Raw genomic sequence first — 14,428 nt, 5'->3', positions numbered from 1 at the left:
TGGCGTACCTTCGCCCCGATGGTCACCGCCGAGCAGAAGGACCGCGTCCGCACCATCTTCACGGAGTACCTGGAACGCAATGGGCACCGCAAAACGCCCGAGCGCTTCGCCATCCTCACGGAAGTGTATGAACAGGAGGGGCACTTCGACATCGAACGCCTCTTCGCGCGGATGAAGCAGAAGCGCTACCAGGTGAGCCGCGCCACCCTGTACAACACCATGGAGCTGCTCCTGGAATGCGACCTGGTGCGGCGCCATCGCTTCACCGGTGCTCCCGCCCAGTTCGAGCGCAGCCACGCCTTCCGCCAGCACGATCATCTGATCTGCCGCGCCTGCGGCACCGTCACCGAGTTCTGCGACCCCCGCATCCAGCACATCCGCGCCACCGCCGCCGAGGTCACCGGCTTCCAGGTGGAGCATCACGCGTTGCATCTTTACGGCCTTTGCCGCAACTGCCGTCCCAAGTCCGACACGCCATGAGCGACCGCCCCACCTTCGACCTGCAGATCGATCCCACAGACACCTGTCCGGTCTTCAAGCTCCAGGGCCGCCTGATGGACCAGCAGCAGGCCGACAGGTTGCTGTCCTCCCTGGAGGAAGGTCTGGCCGGGGGCCAGCACAACGTGGTGCTCGACCTGAGCGACCTGCAGTACATGAACAGCACCGGGTTGAACATCCTGATCAACGTGCTCACCCGCACCCGCAACGCCGGCGGTGACGCCATCATCTCGGGCCTGTCCCCCAGTGTGCGCCAGCTGTTCGTGGTCACCAAGCTCGACTCGGTGTTCACCATCACCGGTGGCGTCGACGAGGCCCTCGCCAAGCTCAAGGCCTGATGGGCGCCCGCATGGACGTCCTGCTCGGCGCCCAGTGGGGCGATGAGGGCAAGGGCAAGGTGGTGGACGTGGTGGCCCCCCGGTATCAGGTGGTGGCCCGCTTCCAGGGCGGCCCCAACGCCGGCCACACGCTGTGGATCGAGGGCCGCAAGCACGTGTTGCACACCGTGCCCAGCGGCGTGTTCCACGATGGGGTGATGAACCTCGTGGGCAACGGTGTGGTGATCGACCCGGTGATCTTCCTGCAGGAGCTCGACGGTATCGCGGCCAGCGGTGTGGACCTGCGCGGACGGCTCGCCATCTCACGTCGCGCGCACCTCATCCTGCCCACCCATCGTGCGCTCGATGCCGCCAGCGAGGCCGAGAAAGGCAAGGAACGCATCGGCAGCACCCTGAAAGGCATCGGCCCCACCTACATGGACAAGACGGGCCGCAATGGCCTGCGCGTGGGCGACCTGGAACGCGCCGATCTCCACGACCGCTACCGCGGCCTGGTCCGCAAGCACGAACGCCTGCTGAGCCTCTACGGCGCCGCCGGGCCGGACCGTGAGGCGGAGGAGCGCTGGATGCACGCCGTGGACCGCCTGCGGGCCATGGACCTGGTGGACAGCGAGCACTACCTGGACCAGGCGTTCCGTCAGGGCCGTCAGGTGCTGGCCGAAGGTGCCCAGGGCACCCTGCTCGACATCGATTTCGGCACCTATCCCTTCGTCACCAGCAGCAGCACCATCTGTGCCGGGGCCTGCACCGGACTGGGCGTGCCGCCCTCCCGCATCGGCCGTGTGATCGGCATCTTCAAGGCTTACTGCACGCGCGTGGGCAGCGGCCCCTTCCCCACCGAGCTCACCGACGATACCGGCGATCGCATCCGAAAGGCCGGGAACGAGTTCGGCAGCACCACAGGACGCCCGCGCCGCTGCGGCTGGCTGGACCTGCCCGCCCTGCGCTATGCCGTGATGATCAACGGCGTGAGCGAACTGGCCATGATGAAGGCCGATGTGCTGAACGACATGGACCAGGTGCGCATATGCACCCATTACCGCGTCAACGGCACGCTCACCGACCGCCTTCCCTACGACGTGCAGGACGCCGAACCGGTGTACGCCGATTGCGATGGCTGGGGACGCTTGGCAGCGACATCCCCGAGGCGCTCGAACGCTACATCCGGCGCATCGAGGAGGCCGTGCAGGTGCCCGTGCGCATCGTGTCCACCGGCCCCGACCGCAGGCAGACCATCGAGCGGCCGAGCGCCGTGGCCGTCCTCTGACCCGATGCGGCGCTCGCGACCCGCCAGGGTGCCCCACGCGATGCCCCCCCTGCCGGACGGCCTCGTGCGTCGCCTGTCGGCCGACCTTGGGAACGAGGCGCCCCTGCTGCTCGCCGCGCTGGACACACCGCCGCCCACCAGCATCCGGCTCAACCCCCGCAAGCCCGGTGGCCCCTCCGGTGCGCTTGTTCCCTGGTGCAGCACCGGACGTTTCCTCGACGAGCGCCCGCTGTTCACCGTGGATCCCCTGCTCCATGCCGGCGCCTACTACGTGCAGGAAGCCGGCAGCATGCTCGTGGAGCGGGCCGTCGCGGCAGCCGGCCTCATCGGCGCCGACGCCACCGCCCTGGACCTCTGCGCCGCCCCCGGTGGCAAGAGCACCCACCTCCTCTCGCTGCTCGGGCCCGGCGCGCTCGTGGTCTGCAATGAGGTGGATGCCCGCCGGCATGCCGTGCTGCAGGAGAACATCTGGAAATGGGGTGCACCGAACGCGTGCATCACCCGGCTGCCCGCCGAGACCTTCGGCACCCTTCCCCACTTCGATCTGGTGCTGGTGGACGCCCCGTGCAGCGGTGAAGGCCTGATGCGGCGGGAACCCGTGGCCCGCAGCCAGTGGTCGCCCGAACTCGTGCGGCGATGCAGCACGGTGCAGGCCGGCCTCCTGGAGCACGCCTGGAACGCGCTGCGCCCCGGAGGTGCCCTGATCTACAGCACCTGCACCTGGGCGGACGAGGAGGATGATGGGCAGTTGAGGAGCTTCCTACAGCGCCATGAGGCCGAGGTGCTGGCGATCGACCCGTTGGACCCCGGACCCATCCGTGGCGAACGAGGGCTCATGTGCATGCCCCATCGCTGCCGGGCCGAGGGCTTTTTCATCGCCGCCCTTCGGAAACCCGGCTCCCCGGGACCACGGGAAGCGGCAGGGCCCTGCGTCCTCGAGGGCCACCGCCTGCGCCCACCGGCGTGGGCCGGCCTGCACCCCGCCCTGCGCACCGCGATCGACCGCGCGGACGCCGCGCTGCCGGTGACGGTGGACGCCCCCGGGGGGACCGCCCCGCATCCGGCGGTCGCGTTCTGCCCTGAAGCCGTGGACCTGTTGCGACCGGTGCTGCCGTTCACCACGATGGACCTGGACCGGCAGCAGGCGCTGGCCTTTCTGCGCGGTGAGGCGCTCGCGGCCACCGGGGCCGCGGGCCACGCCCTGATGCGCCATGCCGGCCACGGGCTGGGCTGGGCGAAAGGCGCCGGCAATCGCTGGAACAACAGGTATCCGGTGGGCTGGCGCATCCGGACGCGTCGGACCGGCGTTTAACTTGCGGACACCGGCGCCGCATGTTGGACCTGATCCTGGACCGCTTCGACCGTCACAAGTACGGCATCATCGGCACGCTGGTGCTCCACACCGCTGTGGTCTTCACCATGGCCATCGCCCGCCTGGGCACCGGGCCCGATCCCGAGCGGAGCAACGAGATGCGGGTGGACGTGCTGGACGCCGCACAGGCCGAGGCCCTGCTTCAGGCCATCGAGACGGGCACACCAGTGCCGCCCGTGCACGTGACCAACGCCGTCAGCGACCTGAACGCGCAGCTGCGGGCCGCCCAGGCCGTTCCGACCGTGAGCGAACGCACCGCCGAGCGCCTGGAGAACGACCTGCGTGCCTTGGAACAGAGCGAGTTCGAGCGGCTGGCCGAGGAGCGGCGGGCGGCCGGCAAGGAGGTGGTGGTGCCGGAGCTCGATCCCAGCCAGTGGGACAAGGACCGCTATCTGCCCAAGGAGCAGCCGCCCGCGCGGGTGGAAGGGCCCGCCACCGTCTCCTACGACCTCAAAGGTCGACGTCCGGAGACCCTGGACGTACCCGCCTACCTCTGCACCGGCAGTGGGCGCGTGGTGGTGCGCATCGCCGTGGACCGGAGCGGCGCCATCCGGCGCACCACGCTGGACAAGGAGGCGACCACCGTCGATGAAGCGTGCATGGTCGAGTACGCGATGGCGTATGCGGCCGAGGCCCGGTTCGACCGATCGGCCACGGCCCCCGAGGAACAGATCGGCACGATCACCTTCCTCTTCCTCCCTCAATAAGGACATTCTGACATTCGAAGACCGCCATCAGCGGTCGAAATGTCCTGTTCTCCAGGTCGGCATCCCGGTTGTCCGGTGTGCGGCGCATACAACCCACACCCAACACCATTATCGTCATGACCATCGTGAAGTACCGCCCCAAGGCCAGCTATGTGAGCCCGTTCAATACGCTGGTCAGCGAATTCTTCGGCCGCGACATGAACAGCATGTTCGGCCTTGATGAGCCCCGGCAGGCACTCCCCAGCGTGAACATCATTGAGCGCGATGCCGAGTTCAAGCTCGAGGTGATGGCCCCCGGCTACAAGAAGGAGGACCTGAAGGTGAACGTCGAGGACAACGTGCTCACGGTGAGCGCTGAAAAGAAGAACGAAGAGCAGAAGGATGGCGACCGGTTCACGCGCCGTGAGTTCCACTTCAGTTCCTTCACGCGCAGTTTCCGCCTGCCCGAAAGCGCTGACGCCGACCGGATCAAGGCGGAATACACGGACGGCATCCTGCACCTTTCGATCCCGAAGGTGGAGGCCACCAAGCCGAAGGCCAAGGAGATCGCCGTGAGCTGAGCAACGCTCGTTCGATCGCGGAGGGGCGCCCACAAGGCGCCCTTTCGCCTTCCCGTAACCCTGCCCCCCGGCCCCGCGTAGAGCACGGGTGGGTCCCGCTCCAACGCGAACCCGCCCGCATCATGCGCAGCCAGAGAACGCTCCTCGACTACTATCAGGAATTGCTGGACAAGATCAGCCTGGCCGATGCCCGGATCTTCCGCAAGGAGCTCCGCAAGGCGTTCCGCCGCCTGCTGCCCGAGGAACGCGAGCAACTGAAGCAGTGGTTCCGGGCGGCCTGCGTGTGCAAACTCCCCCAAGGCGAACGCATCACGGTGCCTGTAGGTCGTTCGTGAGCCGGCGGCGTTCGGAGCCGCCGCTCCGGTGCGGACCCGGGGTCAGTTGAAGGTGCGGCTGTTCCAGGCCTCGCGGCTGAACCGGCCGAAGAAGGCGAACCACCCCTGCACGGTGAACGCCGTCACCACGACGGTGGTCCAGAACGCCATCAGCACCCGGTGAGCCCCCCACCACCCCGCCGACGGATCGCTGGTGATCAAGGCGGTCGGTATCGCCGCCGCGAGGATCATGGCCACGGCGACCACCGTCACCGCAAGGTGCGCGGGTGTTCTGAACGGCCAGTAGAACAGGGCCCGCAAGGGAGAGAGGTCGGCGCCCCAGCGATGGATCAGGTAGTACCGCCCTTGACCGATGCGCACGAAGAGCAACGGATCGCCGTCTGCATCACAGAGCCGGAACCGATGCGCGGGCGCCATGATGTGGTAGCCCCGGAGCACCTTACCGGTGCGCGCTTCCAACGCCCGCACTGCGGCGATCGCCTGCCGGGGCAGTTCCCCTTTGTACAGTCCGCCCGGAAGGAAGCGGAGCCGGTACTTGACGCAGAGGTCCTGAATGGTGCGGCGATCGAAGATGCGTGCACGGTCCAACCCGCTCAGCGTGTTCAACCGGTCCTCGGTGGAGCTGCGGACCGCCGCTTCGACCATCGCGTCAGCGGAATCCTCTTCGTCCAGCCAGGCGCGCACTTCGTTCACCAGGGCCTCCTGGCCCAGCAGGATGCGCTCCAATCGATCACGGTCCTCTTGCAGGTCCACGGCGTCAGGTTGTGTTCATCCAACGCTTCCGGTCGGCGGAGGGTTCACTCCTCGGTGCGGTCCTCCCCGGGCACCCCGGCCTCGATCAGGGCGGCCCGGTCCTCGGCCTCGCGCACATGGGCGGGCGCATCCAGCGCGACGCTGGAAAGGACCTGCCGGTCGGGCGGAAGCACACGGCACTGGGCCTGCACCGGCAGCGGGTTGTAGCGGCTCCCCTTCTCCACCACCGCGTACCACACGGCATCGTGCGGGATGACGAAGCGGACGGGGGAACTGTCGAAGGTGCCCCCGTAGAAGGTGAAGCTCCGGCAGTTCTTGTACCGCTTGAACTCCACCGCGGTCATGAAACGCACCTTGGTAGGCCGGTCGATCTCCACCTCGATGATCTCCTTCTTCTTGGCCTGGAACTGTTTGTACAGGTACTGCATGCGCGGCTCGATGATCGGGGTAAATATAGGCGGCGTTCACATGCCGCAGGTACGTCAGAGCTTGACGCTGAGCACGGGGAACGAGGTGTGGTTGACGATGTCCTCCGTGAGGCTGCCGTTCACCACGTGGAAGAAGCCCGTGCGGCCGTGGGTGGCCATGGCGATGAGGTCCGCGTCGATGCCCCGGGCGAAGTTCAGGATGCCCTCCTCGATGCTGAGGTCATTGTAGATGGTGGCCGTGTACTTGTTGAGCTCGTGCCGCTGGAGAAAGGCGTCCATCGCCCGGGTGGAATCCTCGCTGCGCTCGAAGGTCTTCGGGGTGTTCACCTTGAGCAGGTGGATCCGCGCGTCGAACAAGCGAAGAAGGGGCAGGAAGGCCTCGAACTTCACGTTGTCCGGTTCGGTGAAGGTGCTCGCGTACACCACGTCGTTGACCGTGAAGTCCTCGATGTGGTGCTTGATGACCAGAACGGGCATGGGCGCGATGCGGACGATGCGCTGGGTGTTGGAGCCCACCAGCCCACGGATGCCCCGCGCACCGTGGGAGCCCATCACCACCAGGTCCACGTGGGCCAGGTTGTCGTTCTTGAACATCTCGGTGATCGACATCTGGCGGAGCATGAACTTCTTGAGCTCAAGACCCTGGAGGAAGGGCAGCTGCGGAACCTTGTCCAGCTTCGCCTCGATCTCGTCCCGCAGACGCTGGTTCTCCGTATGGAAATCGGTCATCTGCTCGTACATGTGCACGATGTCGATGCACGCGCCGGACAGCCGGGCCAGCTTGGCGGCCACGCGCAGCGCATCGGTCGCACAGTCCGAAAAATCGTAGGGAACAAGGATGGTCTTCATGGCATTCCGGTTTCCGCTCGCGGCAAAAGGTAATGATCGGGCGCCGGTCGGGGGCTGATCTTGACCGCGACGGTCCGCCGGTTACTTTCGCCGGGTGATGGAACGCTTCGAGCTGGCGGCCACGGCCAAGACCCCCCGGGTGCTGCTCGACCCTTCGCGCGGCGTGCTGGAGCTCAGCGGCTCCTCCATCCACGAGAACGCGGACAAGTTCTACCGGCCCATCTTCGACCACCTCCGCACCTACCTCGCCGCCCCACAGCGTAACACCGTCATCCGCATCGACCTGGAGTACTTCAACTCCAGCTCCGCCAAGTACCTGCTGGACCTGCTCCGCATCGTGGACGACGGCCATGCCGCGGGGCGCACCGCAGCCTCCGTGGAATGGGGCTACCGGTCGGACGACCTGGACATGCGCGAGGTGGGTGAGGACTACCGCGGGCTCCTGGACATGCCGGTGCGCCTCGTCCAGCGGCGGACATAGGGGCTACCGGTCCCCGAAGCGCTCCGTCCAGGCCCGTTCATCCACAGGAAGACCATCCAGGAAATGGAAGGTGCGTCCCCAAGGGTGCGTCACCTTGCGGTAGATATGGACCTCCGTGGCCGTGGTCACCGTTCGTTGAAGGACGATCGCGTTGCCTTCCTTGAACTGCTCCTCGTGGATGCCGGGCTCACGCACGGCCGGGACCGGTGGCTCCGGCCCCTTGACGTCCGGGCGCACCACGGGCGTGGGTGCAGGGCGGGCCTGAGGCGTCGCTCGTGGACGAGGCGGGACCGGCTCCGGTGGGGCGGCCTCGACGACCTGGGCCGGAGCGGTCCCCGGGGCCGTGACAACGGGCTGTTCGGGGGGCGACGGCGCGCGCTCCGCGACCTCCTCCTCCCGGACCACAGGGGGCTCCGGGGGAGGCACCGATCGGGCCGCACTGTCGGCCCGGGCCTGAGCAACGGCCGCATCCCGCTTGGCGATAAGCACGCGCAGGTCGTCGATCTTCACGGGTGGGTACACGTTGAGCGGCCGAAGCGCGCGGGCCCGCTCGTAGTCCGCCATGGCCACCTCGTAGCGCCGGGCCTGGAAGTGGGCCTCGGCCCGCGCCATGGTCGCTTGGAACGCCGTGTCCTTCAACGCCGCTTCGATCTCCTCCCGGGCCAGCCGTGAACGCTCCTTGGCGGAGAGTTGGCTGAACTCACCGGAAAGCCCGCGGTCCTGAGCACCGGCGGCGAGCACGGCAAGCACGCCCACCCCGGCGAGGACCAGGGACCTGAGCAGCAGGCGGGTGGCGTACATCGGGTGCAACCTAGCGCTCAACGGCCCATCTGCGGACCACCGGCCCGACCGGCCTCCAACAGGCCGCCGTTGATGAGCCTTGTACGCCACACCGCGGGCCGGCGTTCGCACCGTTCCTGGAACCGTGCGCGTTCTACCTTTCGGCCCCATCCCCCACCCCGATGAACCGCTTGAGCTCCGCCCTCATCCTCTCCGCGTTCGTGCTGGCGACCGCCTGCAAGGACGACCCCACGCAAAGCGACCAATACAAGGGCCTGGCCACCGAGAAGGCCACCGTGGATGCCGCGCTCGCCGAGCGTGACAGCTCACTCAACGTCCTGTTCGGCTCCTTCAACCGCATCAGTGAGAACCTGCGCACCATCCGCGAGAAGCAGGGCCTGATCGGCGATGTGAAGGTGGAGGGCGAACCCAGTCAGGACATGGAGCAGCGCATTGTGAGCGACCTGCAGCAGATCGATGAGCTGCTGAGCGAGAACAAGATGCTGATCGCCAAGCTGCGCAAGGAGGCCAAGGCCAACGCCGGTGCCATCGCCGCCCTGCAACGCACCGTGGAGGAACTGGAGCGGACCGTGGCCGAGAAGGACGCCGAGATCGGTGGTCTGAAGGAGCAGCTCGCCAGCGCGAACAGCTCGCTGGCCACGCTCATGGAGATGTACCGCGACAAGGAGCAGCAGGCCAATATGCAGCGCAATGAGCTGAACACGGCGCACTACGTGATCGGCACCGCCAAGGAGCTGAAGGAGAAGGGCATCGTGACCAAGGAAGGCGGTCTGGCGGGCATTGGCGCCACCAAGAAACTGAACGCCGACGCCTTGGGCGACGGGCACTTCAAGCAGATCGACATCACCCAGACCCTGGAGGTGCCGATCGCGGCGAAGAAAGCACGGCTGCTCACCACGCACCCGCAGGGCAGCTATCGCTTCGAGGGCGAGGTGGACAAGCTGGTCATCACCGACCCGCAGGCCTTCTGGAGCGCCTCGAAGTACCTGGTGGTGATGGCCGACTGAGCGGCGGCGGCGCGCTATTTCGCACCGCCCGTCGTGCGCGTGGCCTTGGCCGGCTTCGCCGGCCCCGTGGACAGGGGTTCGGCCGAACTGCTGCCCGCGCCCGTCCCCGGAGACGCCGCCGTGGCCTCCATGCAGCACCCGCGCAGGGCCCCGCTGGCGCGAAGCGCCTCCAGCTTGGCGGCCTCCTCGGCCTCCAGCGTGACCGCAAATTGTTCGAAGTAGGGGGTTAACTGTGCGTCGATCTCCCGCTGGGTCTCGTCCATCCGGGCGCGCAGCTCGGCCACCTGATGTTCCCCTTCGATGAGCAGTCCCGTGGCCTTCTCGGTCGACCGCTCATCGAGGCCGATGGCCGCGGCGATCCTGCGGGCCGTCATGGCCGCCCGCTCCTCCGGGGTGAGCGGTGCCGGTCCCTGGGCATGCAGCAGGGCCGGCGCGGAGAAGATCAACAGGGCGAACAGGACACGGAGCGGTCGCATGGCGGGTGTGTTTCCCACGAAAGTAGGCAGCACCGGTCCATCCGCGATCGGCGGTGTGCTCAGCTGCCCCGAACACCCCGCACCATCTGCTCGATGGCATCCCACATGCCGGGTTCCACCTGGTCCAGCTGGCTGAACTGTCCGGCCCCTTTCAGCCACTCGCCACCGTCGATGGTGACGACCTCGCCGTTGACATAGCCGGACCATGGCGAAACGAGGTAGGCCGCCAGGTCGGCCAGTTCGCGGTGCTCGCCCACCCGGCCCAAGGGCACGCGCTTGGCCAGGTCGAAGCGCTCCATCATCTCCCCGGGCAACAGGCGGCTCCACGCACCCTTGGTGGGAAAGGGTCCGGGCGCGATGGCGTTGCTGCGGATGCCGTGGCGGGCCCATTCCACGGCCAGCGAACGCGTGAGCGCGAGCACACCGGCCTTGGCACAGGCGCTGGGCACCACGTAGCCGCTGCCCGTCCACGCATAGGTGGTGGTGATGTTCAGCACCGCCTTGTCGCGCTCCCCGTTGGCGATCCAGTGCTTTCCGAAGGCGAGCGTGCAGTTCACCGTGCCCATCAGCACGATGTCGATGATGACCTCGAAGGCCTTGCTGCTGAGCCGCTCCGTGGGGCTGATGAAATTGCCCGCGGCGTTGTTCACCAGCGCGTCCACGCGGCCGAAGCGCTGCAGCGTGCGTTCAAGAAGCTGCTCCACCTCCAGGTACTTGCGCACGTCGCAGGCCACGGCGAGCACCTCACCTCCGGTCTCGCGGATGAGCTCCGCCGCCGCCCCGTCCAGCACGTCCTGCTTGCGGCTGGTGATCACCACCTGCGCGCCGAGGGCCAGGAAGGTGCGCGCCATGCTCAAGCCCAGGCCGGTACCGCCACCTGTGACAACGATGACCCTTCCCTTCAGGGCGTCGGGCCGCATCATGCTTTCGATCGTGCTCATGGTCAGGGGGCGTTGCGGCCGGGGGCGTTGCGTGCCGGGGCCTTGGTCGGTGCGTTGGGGGTGGGGGGCGGTGCGCCGGGTGCGGTTGTCCCGTCCGGTCGGATCGGCCGCGGACAGGCCTTCAAGAGGTCATCGAGCTCGCGGCCGTAAAGGGGGGTGCCGCCCTTGGCCTCGGCCATGCGGAACGCACCGCAGGCCCGCGCGCTGTCGCCTTCCGCCAGCGCGATCAGTCCGCGGTTGTGGTCCACGTACGGGTTGTCCGCGTTGCGGCGACCGGCCAGCAGCACGTCGCGCCGGGCCTTGTCCACCTGCCCCAGCTTCAGCCTGCTGTAGCCCCTGTTGTTGATGGCGTAGGTGTAGTTCGGGTTCAGCTTGATGGCCTGCGCATAGTCCGAGAGCGCACGTTCGTGGTCGCCATGCAGCGCCCAGCGATGGAAGCCGCGACTGTTCCAGTTCACCGGATCGCGGGGGTCCAGCGCGATGGCGCGGTCCAGGTCGGCCCGGGCGCGGGCCGTATCGCCCTCGCGGGCCAGGCAGGCGCCCCGTTCGCGCAGGGCGGCGGTGCCCTCGTCCGCCGCGAGCAACGCGTCGTACAGCGCGATCGCCTCCCGACAGCGCCCCATCAGGGAGAGGGACATGGCCATGCGCAGATCGCGCTCGGGGCCGGGCGTGGCGCGTTCGAAGGCCATGATGGCGCTGTCGCCCTGCTGCAGGCCCAGCCAGGCCATGCCCGTCCAGAACCAGGCCTGTTGGCGACCGCGATCATCGAGACCGCCCGCAAGCGCGGCACGGGCATCCTCGATCGCCGCCGGATGGGACCGTACCCGCGCGTTGGCCTCGGCCCGCAGCAGCAGCACCGGTGCCTTCGGCATGTCACGGGTCATGAGCCCATCGCAGCGCCGCAGGGCCGGATACACCTTGCCCTGATCGAGCAGGCGGCGCACGGTGCGCAGCTCACGCTCGTTCCTGTCCTGGGCACTGCCCCCGAGCGCGCACAGGACCCACACGCCGACGATGAACGACCGCATGCGGCGAAGGTATCGCTCGGCCGGCCGCTAGCTTTGACCGAACGGATGCGCACCAGCTACCCCACCAAGGTCCTGCTCGCCTGGGGCGAGGCCATCAGCGGCAACGCGGCCATCCGCGACTGGCTGCTGAAGAACGGCTTCCCGGAGCTGGGGGTCTTCACCTTCGCACTGCGCAACAAGCAGGACGCCCGGAAGTGGTTGCTGGACAACGGGCATCCGCACCTGATGGCGGTCATCGCCGGCATCGAGGGCGACCACGGCGCGCTGGACTGGCTGGAACGGCATGGGCACGGTGTGCTCCGCCAACTCGCCCTCACCGGGGACGGGGACCGCGAGGCCTTCGACTGGCTGCTGAAGCACGGCCATCGCGAACTGGCCATGCTGGGCATGCGCATGCATCGGGTGAAGTCGGAGATGGACGACGACTACAAGGACATCCACAAGTACCCTCAGGACTGACGCTCGGCAGCGACCGATCGGCCGTCGGGACCGCTCCTGGTCCAGGCGCGAAGCCTGTCGAACAGGATCAGGTCGAACACGACATGCGCCACCATGGCGGGCAGCAGCCCCCAAGCGTGCGCCATGCCTCCATACGCGACCATGCAGATGACCAGGTAAAGTCCGTACAGGCTCACACGCCGGTCTCGCGGGTCCAGGTAGCCGTGCAAGGCGACGAAGAGCACCGCGGTGAGCGGAACGCCCAGCCAGTGCTGGATGGCACCCCGGAAGAGCAGCTCCTCCCCGATACCGGCGGACAGCGAGAGCACCACGTGCTGCCAGCGGCGCGGGACCAAGGGCCCGAGGAGTCCGGCGTAGCGCCGGGCCACCGGCCGCAGGTAAGGCTGGCGCAGCAGCAGCACGGCCCCCACGCCGGTGGTCACACCCACCCCGGCGCCGAACGCGATGGCTCGCCACCACGGGGACCGGAGGCCGATGACCCCATCAAGGTCGCGTTCCTGCGCGGAGACGATCACCCAAAGGCCGATCCCGCCCAGGACGAAAAGGGTGAAGGCCGACAGCATCAGCACCATGCGGGACGTGCCGCGTGGTGCGTTCATCGATCGTCCGCTCCGTCGTCATCGCCCCCCGTGAGCACGCTGCCCATGAGGTCGCTGAAGCGTGTGGCGCCCTCGATCTCGGCCCGGCCCACGCGGCTCAGTTCCGCAAGTCCATGGAGCACGAACTCCATCCACACCGGCAGCTCGTCCGCATCGAGGTAGCCGTGGCGTGACCGTACGAGGTCGGTGAGCCCCGGCACCTGCTGCAGCGCCGCCGCGTACGCGGCATCCGTCGCCTCCAGCGGAAGCTCAACCGCGTGCTCGTCGAAGTGCGACACCACCGCGGCATAGGGATCGGGCACCGAGCGGCCCCTGGCCTCGACCTTCGCGCGCCGACGGGCCTTCTCCGGGTCCGGGAAGAGCTCCAGGAACACGTTGCGCAGGGCCTGTGAGAGCAGGTGACGCGCCACCTTCTCGGCCCCTTCCTGCTCGCCTTCGTAGACCAGCTCGATCTTGCCGTTGATCGCGGGACCCACGGCGAACAGGTCGGCGATGCGCACCGTGGTGCGCTCCTCGCCGGTGCGCAGCGCCCGCAGTTCGGCCGCGCTGATGGCGCTCTCCAGCGCGCTGATGGTAAGGCGTGCGCTGACGCCGCTCTTGCGGTCCACGTAGTCGCTCTCCCGGGCCTCCAACGCGATCCGCTCCACGAGCACGCGGATCAGGTCGGGCACCCGCACACGCCGCGTCTGCTCCCGCGGGCTGCGCACCTCCTGCGCGGTGATGCGCATGCCCAGCTCGATCGTGGGGGGATAGTGCGTGAGGATCTGGCTCTGGATGCGGTCCTTCAGCGGGGTGATGATGGCGCCGCGGTTGGTGTAGTCCTCGGGGTTCGCGGTGAACACGAACTGGATGTCGAGCGGCAGGCGCAGCTTGAAGCCGCGGATCTGCACGTCGCCCTCCTGCAGGATGTTGAACAGCGCCACCTGGATGCGCGGCTGCAGGTCGGGCAGCTCGTTGATGACGAAGATGCCGCGATGGCTGCGGGGCACCAGACCGAAGTGGATCACACGCTCGTCGCTGTAGTCGAGCTTGAGGTTCGCCGCCTTGATGGGGTCGCTGTCGCCGATGAGGTCGGCCACGGTGACATCGGGCGTGGAGAGCTTCTCCGTGTAGCGGTCGTTGCGGTGCACCCACGCGATGGGCGTGTGGTCGCCGTGGATGGTGATCTGTTCCCTGGCGTAGCGTGAAATGGGCGCCAGCGGGTCGTCGTTGATCTCACTGCCGGCCACCACGGGGATCCACTCGTCCAACAGCTGCACCAGCGAACGGGCCATGCGGGTCTTCGCCTGCCCGCGCAGGCCGAGCAGGTTGATGCTGTGTCCGGCGAGGATCGCGCGCTCGAGCGCAGGGACCACGGTGTGCTCATAGCCGTGGATGCCCTCGAACAGCGGTTGCTTCGCGCGGATGCGGGCGATGAGGTTGGCGCGAAGCTCCTCCTTCACACTGCGCGGCGTGTAGCCGCTCTTCTTCAGGTCGCCGAGGGTGCTGATGACGGGATGGTTCATCGTTCTGGGAATACGCGCGCGGCA

18 protein-coding genes and 1 pseudogene are annotated in these 14,428 nt (G+C 67.8%); 10 read left to right on the top strand and 9 right to left on the bottom strand.

Annotation, left to right across the window (positions count from 1 at the left end; translation table 11 throughout):
* Window positions 1-18: 18 nt before the first annotated feature.
* From IPM49_16690 to IPM49_16660, 7 genes and pseudogenes are all read left to right on the top strand, one after another.
* Window positions 19-480, top strand: coding sequence for a transcriptional repressor (locus IPM49_16690; protein ID MBK9276159.1), 462 nt, complete (start codon window positions 19-21; stop codon window positions 478-480).
* Window positions 477-836 carry an STAS domain-containing protein gene (locus tag IPM49_16685; GenBank protein MBK9276158.1) on the top strand — a complete coding sequence of 120 codons (360 nt, stop codon included), beginning with the start codon at window positions 477-479 and terminating at the stop codon, window positions 834-836. The genes IPM49_16690 and IPM49_16685 overlap by 4 nt, the downstream gene beginning before the upstream one ends.
* A gap of 11 nt (window positions 837-847) precedes the next feature.
* Window positions 848-2,103 (top strand): annotated as a pseudogene (locus tag IPM49_16680) (adenylosuccinate synthase).
* Window positions 2,104-2,107: 4 nt separating this feature from the next.
* Entirely contained in the window at window positions 2,108-3,415 is a 1,308-nt protein-coding gene (locus IPM49_16675; GenBank protein ID MBK9276157.1) for a hypothetical protein, read from the top strand.
* A gap of 20 nt (window positions 3,416-3,435) precedes the next feature.
* A complete protein-coding gene (locus IPM49_16670; GenBank protein ID MBK9276156.1) occupies window positions 3,436-4,182 on the top strand; it encodes a hypothetical protein in 747 nt (248 codons plus the stop codon).
* 116 nt (window positions 4,183-4,298) lie between these two features.
* The gene (locus IPM49_16665) at window positions 4,299-4,742 is read left to right on the top strand and encodes an Hsp20/alpha crystallin family protein (GenBank protein MBK9276155.1); all 444 of its coding nucleotides are present in this window, start codon (window positions 4,299-4,301) and stop codon (window positions 4,740-4,742) included.
* 122 nt (window positions 4,743-4,864) lie between these two features.
* Window positions 4,865-5,077, top strand: a complete 213-nt coding sequence (locus tag IPM49_16660; GenBank protein MBK9276154.1) for a hypothetical protein — start codon at window positions 4,865-4,867, stop codon at window positions 5,075-5,077.
* Window positions 5,078-5,119: 42 nt separating this feature from the next.
* Here the strand turns inward: IPM49_16660 and IPM49_16655 are convergent, their stop codons facing one another.
* The 3 genes from IPM49_16655 to IPM49_16645 are packed head-to-tail and all read right to left on the bottom strand — an operon-like array spanning window position 5,120 to window position 7,107.
* The gene (locus IPM49_16655) at window positions 5,120-5,830 is read right to left on the bottom strand and encodes a hypothetical protein (protein ID MBK9276153.1); all 711 of its coding nucleotides are present in this window, start codon (window positions 5,828-5,830) and stop codon (window positions 5,120-5,122) included.
* 44 nt (window positions 5,831-5,874) lie between these two features.
* Window positions 5,875-6,258 (bottom strand): DUF1883 domain-containing protein, encoded by a 384-nt coding sequence (locus IPM49_16650; GenBank protein ID MBK9276152.1) that lies wholly within the window; start codon window positions 6,256-6,258, stop codon window positions 5,875-5,877.
* A gap of 54 nt (window positions 6,259-6,312) precedes the next feature.
* On the bottom strand, window positions 6,313-7,107 hold the full coding sequence (locus tag IPM49_16645; protein MBK9276151.1) for a universal stress protein: 795 nt from the start codon (window positions 7,105-7,107) through the stop codon (window positions 6,313-6,315).
* A gap of 97 nt (window positions 7,108-7,204) precedes the next feature.
* Here IPM49_16645 and IPM49_16640 point away from each other — a divergent pair, with 97 nt between their 5' ends.
* Window positions 7,205-7,588 (top strand): DUF1987 domain-containing protein, encoded by a 384-nt coding sequence (locus IPM49_16640; GenBank protein MBK9276150.1) that lies wholly within the window; start codon window positions 7,205-7,207, stop codon window positions 7,586-7,588.
* Between the two features lie 3 nt (window positions 7,589-7,591).
* Here IPM49_16640 and IPM49_16635 read toward each other — a convergent pair whose 3' ends face one another.
* Complete coding sequence (locus IPM49_16635) at window positions 7,592-8,389, bottom strand: hypothetical protein (protein MBK9276149.1); 798 nt, start codon at window positions 8,387-8,389, stop codon at window positions 7,592-7,594.
* Between the two features lie 161 nt (window positions 8,390-8,550).
* On the opposite strand from IPM49_16635, the gene IPM49_16630 reads away from it, so the two are divergent.
* The gene (locus tag IPM49_16630; protein MBK9276148.1) at window positions 8,551-9,396 is read left to right on the top strand and encodes a hypothetical protein; all 846 of its coding nucleotides are present in this window, start codon (window positions 8,551-8,553) and stop codon (window positions 9,394-9,396) included.
* Between the two features lie 14 nt (window positions 9,397-9,410).
* On the opposite strand, the gene IPM49_16625 is transcribed toward IPM49_16630, so the two are convergent.
* Genes IPM49_16625 through IPM49_16615 form a run of 3 tightly spaced genes read right to left on the bottom strand, consistent with a single transcriptional unit; the run spans window position 9,411 to window position 11,841 of the window.
* Entirely contained in the window at window positions 9,411-9,872 is a 462-nt protein-coding gene (locus IPM49_16625) for a hypothetical protein (GenBank protein MBK9276147.1), read from the bottom strand.
* Window positions 9,873-9,931: 59 nt separating this feature from the next.
* Window positions 9,932-10,813: an SDR family oxidoreductase gene (locus IPM49_16620; protein MBK9276146.1), complete on the bottom strand. Its 882-nt coding sequence runs from the start codon at window positions 10,811-10,813 to the stop codon at window positions 9,932-9,934.
* Between the two features lie 2 nt (window positions 10,814-10,815).
* Window positions 10,816-11,841, bottom strand: coding sequence for a tetratricopeptide repeat protein (locus tag IPM49_16615; protein ID MBK9276145.1), 1,026 nt, complete (start codon window positions 11,839-11,841; stop codon window positions 10,816-10,818).
* Window positions 11,842-11,886: 45 nt separating this feature from the next.
* Here IPM49_16615 and IPM49_16610 point away from each other — a divergent pair, with 45 nt between their 5' ends.
* Window positions 11,887-12,300 (top strand): hypothetical protein, encoded by a 414-nt coding sequence (locus tag IPM49_16610; protein ID MBK9276144.1) that lies wholly within the window; start codon window positions 11,887-11,889, stop codon window positions 12,298-12,300.
* Here IPM49_16610 and IPM49_16605 read toward each other — a convergent pair.
* Window positions 12,291-12,899, bottom strand: coding sequence for a CPBP family intramembrane metalloprotease (locus IPM49_16605; protein ID MBK9276143.1), 609 nt, complete (start codon window positions 12,897-12,899; stop codon window positions 12,291-12,293). The two genes, IPM49_16610 and IPM49_16605, sit on opposite strands and share 10 nt — an antisense overlap.
* Window positions 12,896-14,404: a sigma 54-interacting transcriptional regulator gene (locus IPM49_16600; protein ID MBK9276142.1), complete on the bottom strand. Its 1,509-nt coding sequence runs from the start codon at window positions 14,402-14,404 to the stop codon at window positions 12,896-12,898. Before IPM49_16600 ends, IPM49_16605 begins: the two co-directional genes overlap by 4 nt.
* Between the last annotated feature and the right edge of the window lie 24 nt (window positions 14,405-14,428).

It is taken from the genome of Flavobacteriales bacterium (assembly GCA_016715895.1).
GTDB lineage: Bacteria > Bacteroidota > Bacteroidia > Flavobacteriales_F > PHOS-HE28 > PHOS-HE28.
This window is presented reverse-complemented; position numbering and strand designations above follow the sequence as displayed.

Bases quoted from the DNA above. Each gene is read 5' to 3' on its own strand.
- IPM49_16605 (MBK9276143.1), bottom strand. From the start codon at position 12,899: ATGAACGCACCACGCGGCACGTCCCGCATGGTGCTGATGCTGTCGGCC.
- IPM49_16625 (MBK9276147.1), bottom strand. From the start codon at position 9,872: ATGCGACCGCTCCGTGTCCTGTTCGCCCTGTTGATCTTCTCCGCGCCG.
- IPM49_16630 (MBK9276148.1), top strand. From the start codon at position 8,551: ATGAACCGCTTGAGCTCCGCCCTCATCCTCTCCGCGTTCGTGCTGGCG.
- IPM49_16600 (MBK9276142.1), bottom strand. From the start codon at position 14,404: ATGAACCATCCCGTCATCAGCACCCTCGGCGACCTGAAGAAGAGCGGC.
- IPM49_16660 (MBK9276154.1), top strand. From the start codon at position 4,865: ATGCGCAGCCAGAGAACGCTCCTCGACTACTATCAGGAATTGCTGGAC.
- IPM49_16645 (MBK9276151.1), bottom strand. From the start codon at position 7,107: ATGAAGACCATCCTTGTTCCCTACGATTTTTCGGACTGTGCGACCGAT.
- IPM49_16650 (MBK9276152.1), bottom strand. From the start codon at position 6,258: ATGCAGTACCTGTACAAACAGTTCCAGGCCAAGAAGAAGGAGATCATC.
- IPM49_16610 (MBK9276144.1), top strand. From the start codon at position 11,887: ATGCGCACCAGCTACCCCACCAAGGTCCTGCTCGCCTGGGGCGAGGCC.
- IPM49_16615 (MBK9276145.1), bottom strand. From the start codon at position 11,841: ATGCGGTCGTTCATCGTCGGCGTGTGGGTCCTGTGCGCGCTCGGGGGC.
- IPM49_16640 (MBK9276150.1), top strand. From the start codon at position 7,205: ATGGAACGCTTCGAGCTGGCGGCCACGGCCAAGACCCCCCGGGTGCTG.
- IPM49_16685 (MBK9276158.1), top strand. From the start codon at position 477: ATGAGCGACCGCCCCACCTTCGACCTGCAGATCGATCCCACAGACACC.
- IPM49_16635 (MBK9276149.1), bottom strand. From the start codon at position 8,389: ATGTACGCCACCCGCCTGCTGCTCAGGTCCCTGGTCCTCGCCGGGGTG.
- IPM49_16670 (MBK9276156.1), top strand. From the start codon at position 3,436: ATGTTGGACCTGATCCTGGACCGCTTCGACCGTCACAAGTACGGCATC.
- IPM49_16675 (MBK9276157.1), top strand. From the start codon at position 2,108: ATGCGGCGCTCGCGACCCGCCAGGGTGCCCCACGCGATGCCCCCCCTG.
- IPM49_16620 (MBK9276146.1), bottom strand. From the start codon at position 10,813: ATGAGCACGATCGAAAGCATGATGCGGCCCGACGCCCTGAAGGGAAGG.
- IPM49_16690 (MBK9276159.1), top strand. From the start codon at position 19: ATGGTCACCGCCGAGCAGAAGGACCGCGTCCGCACCATCTTCACGGAG.
- IPM49_16665 (MBK9276155.1), top strand. From the start codon at position 4,299: ATGACCATCGTGAAGTACCGCCCCAAGGCCAGCTATGTGAGCCCGTTC.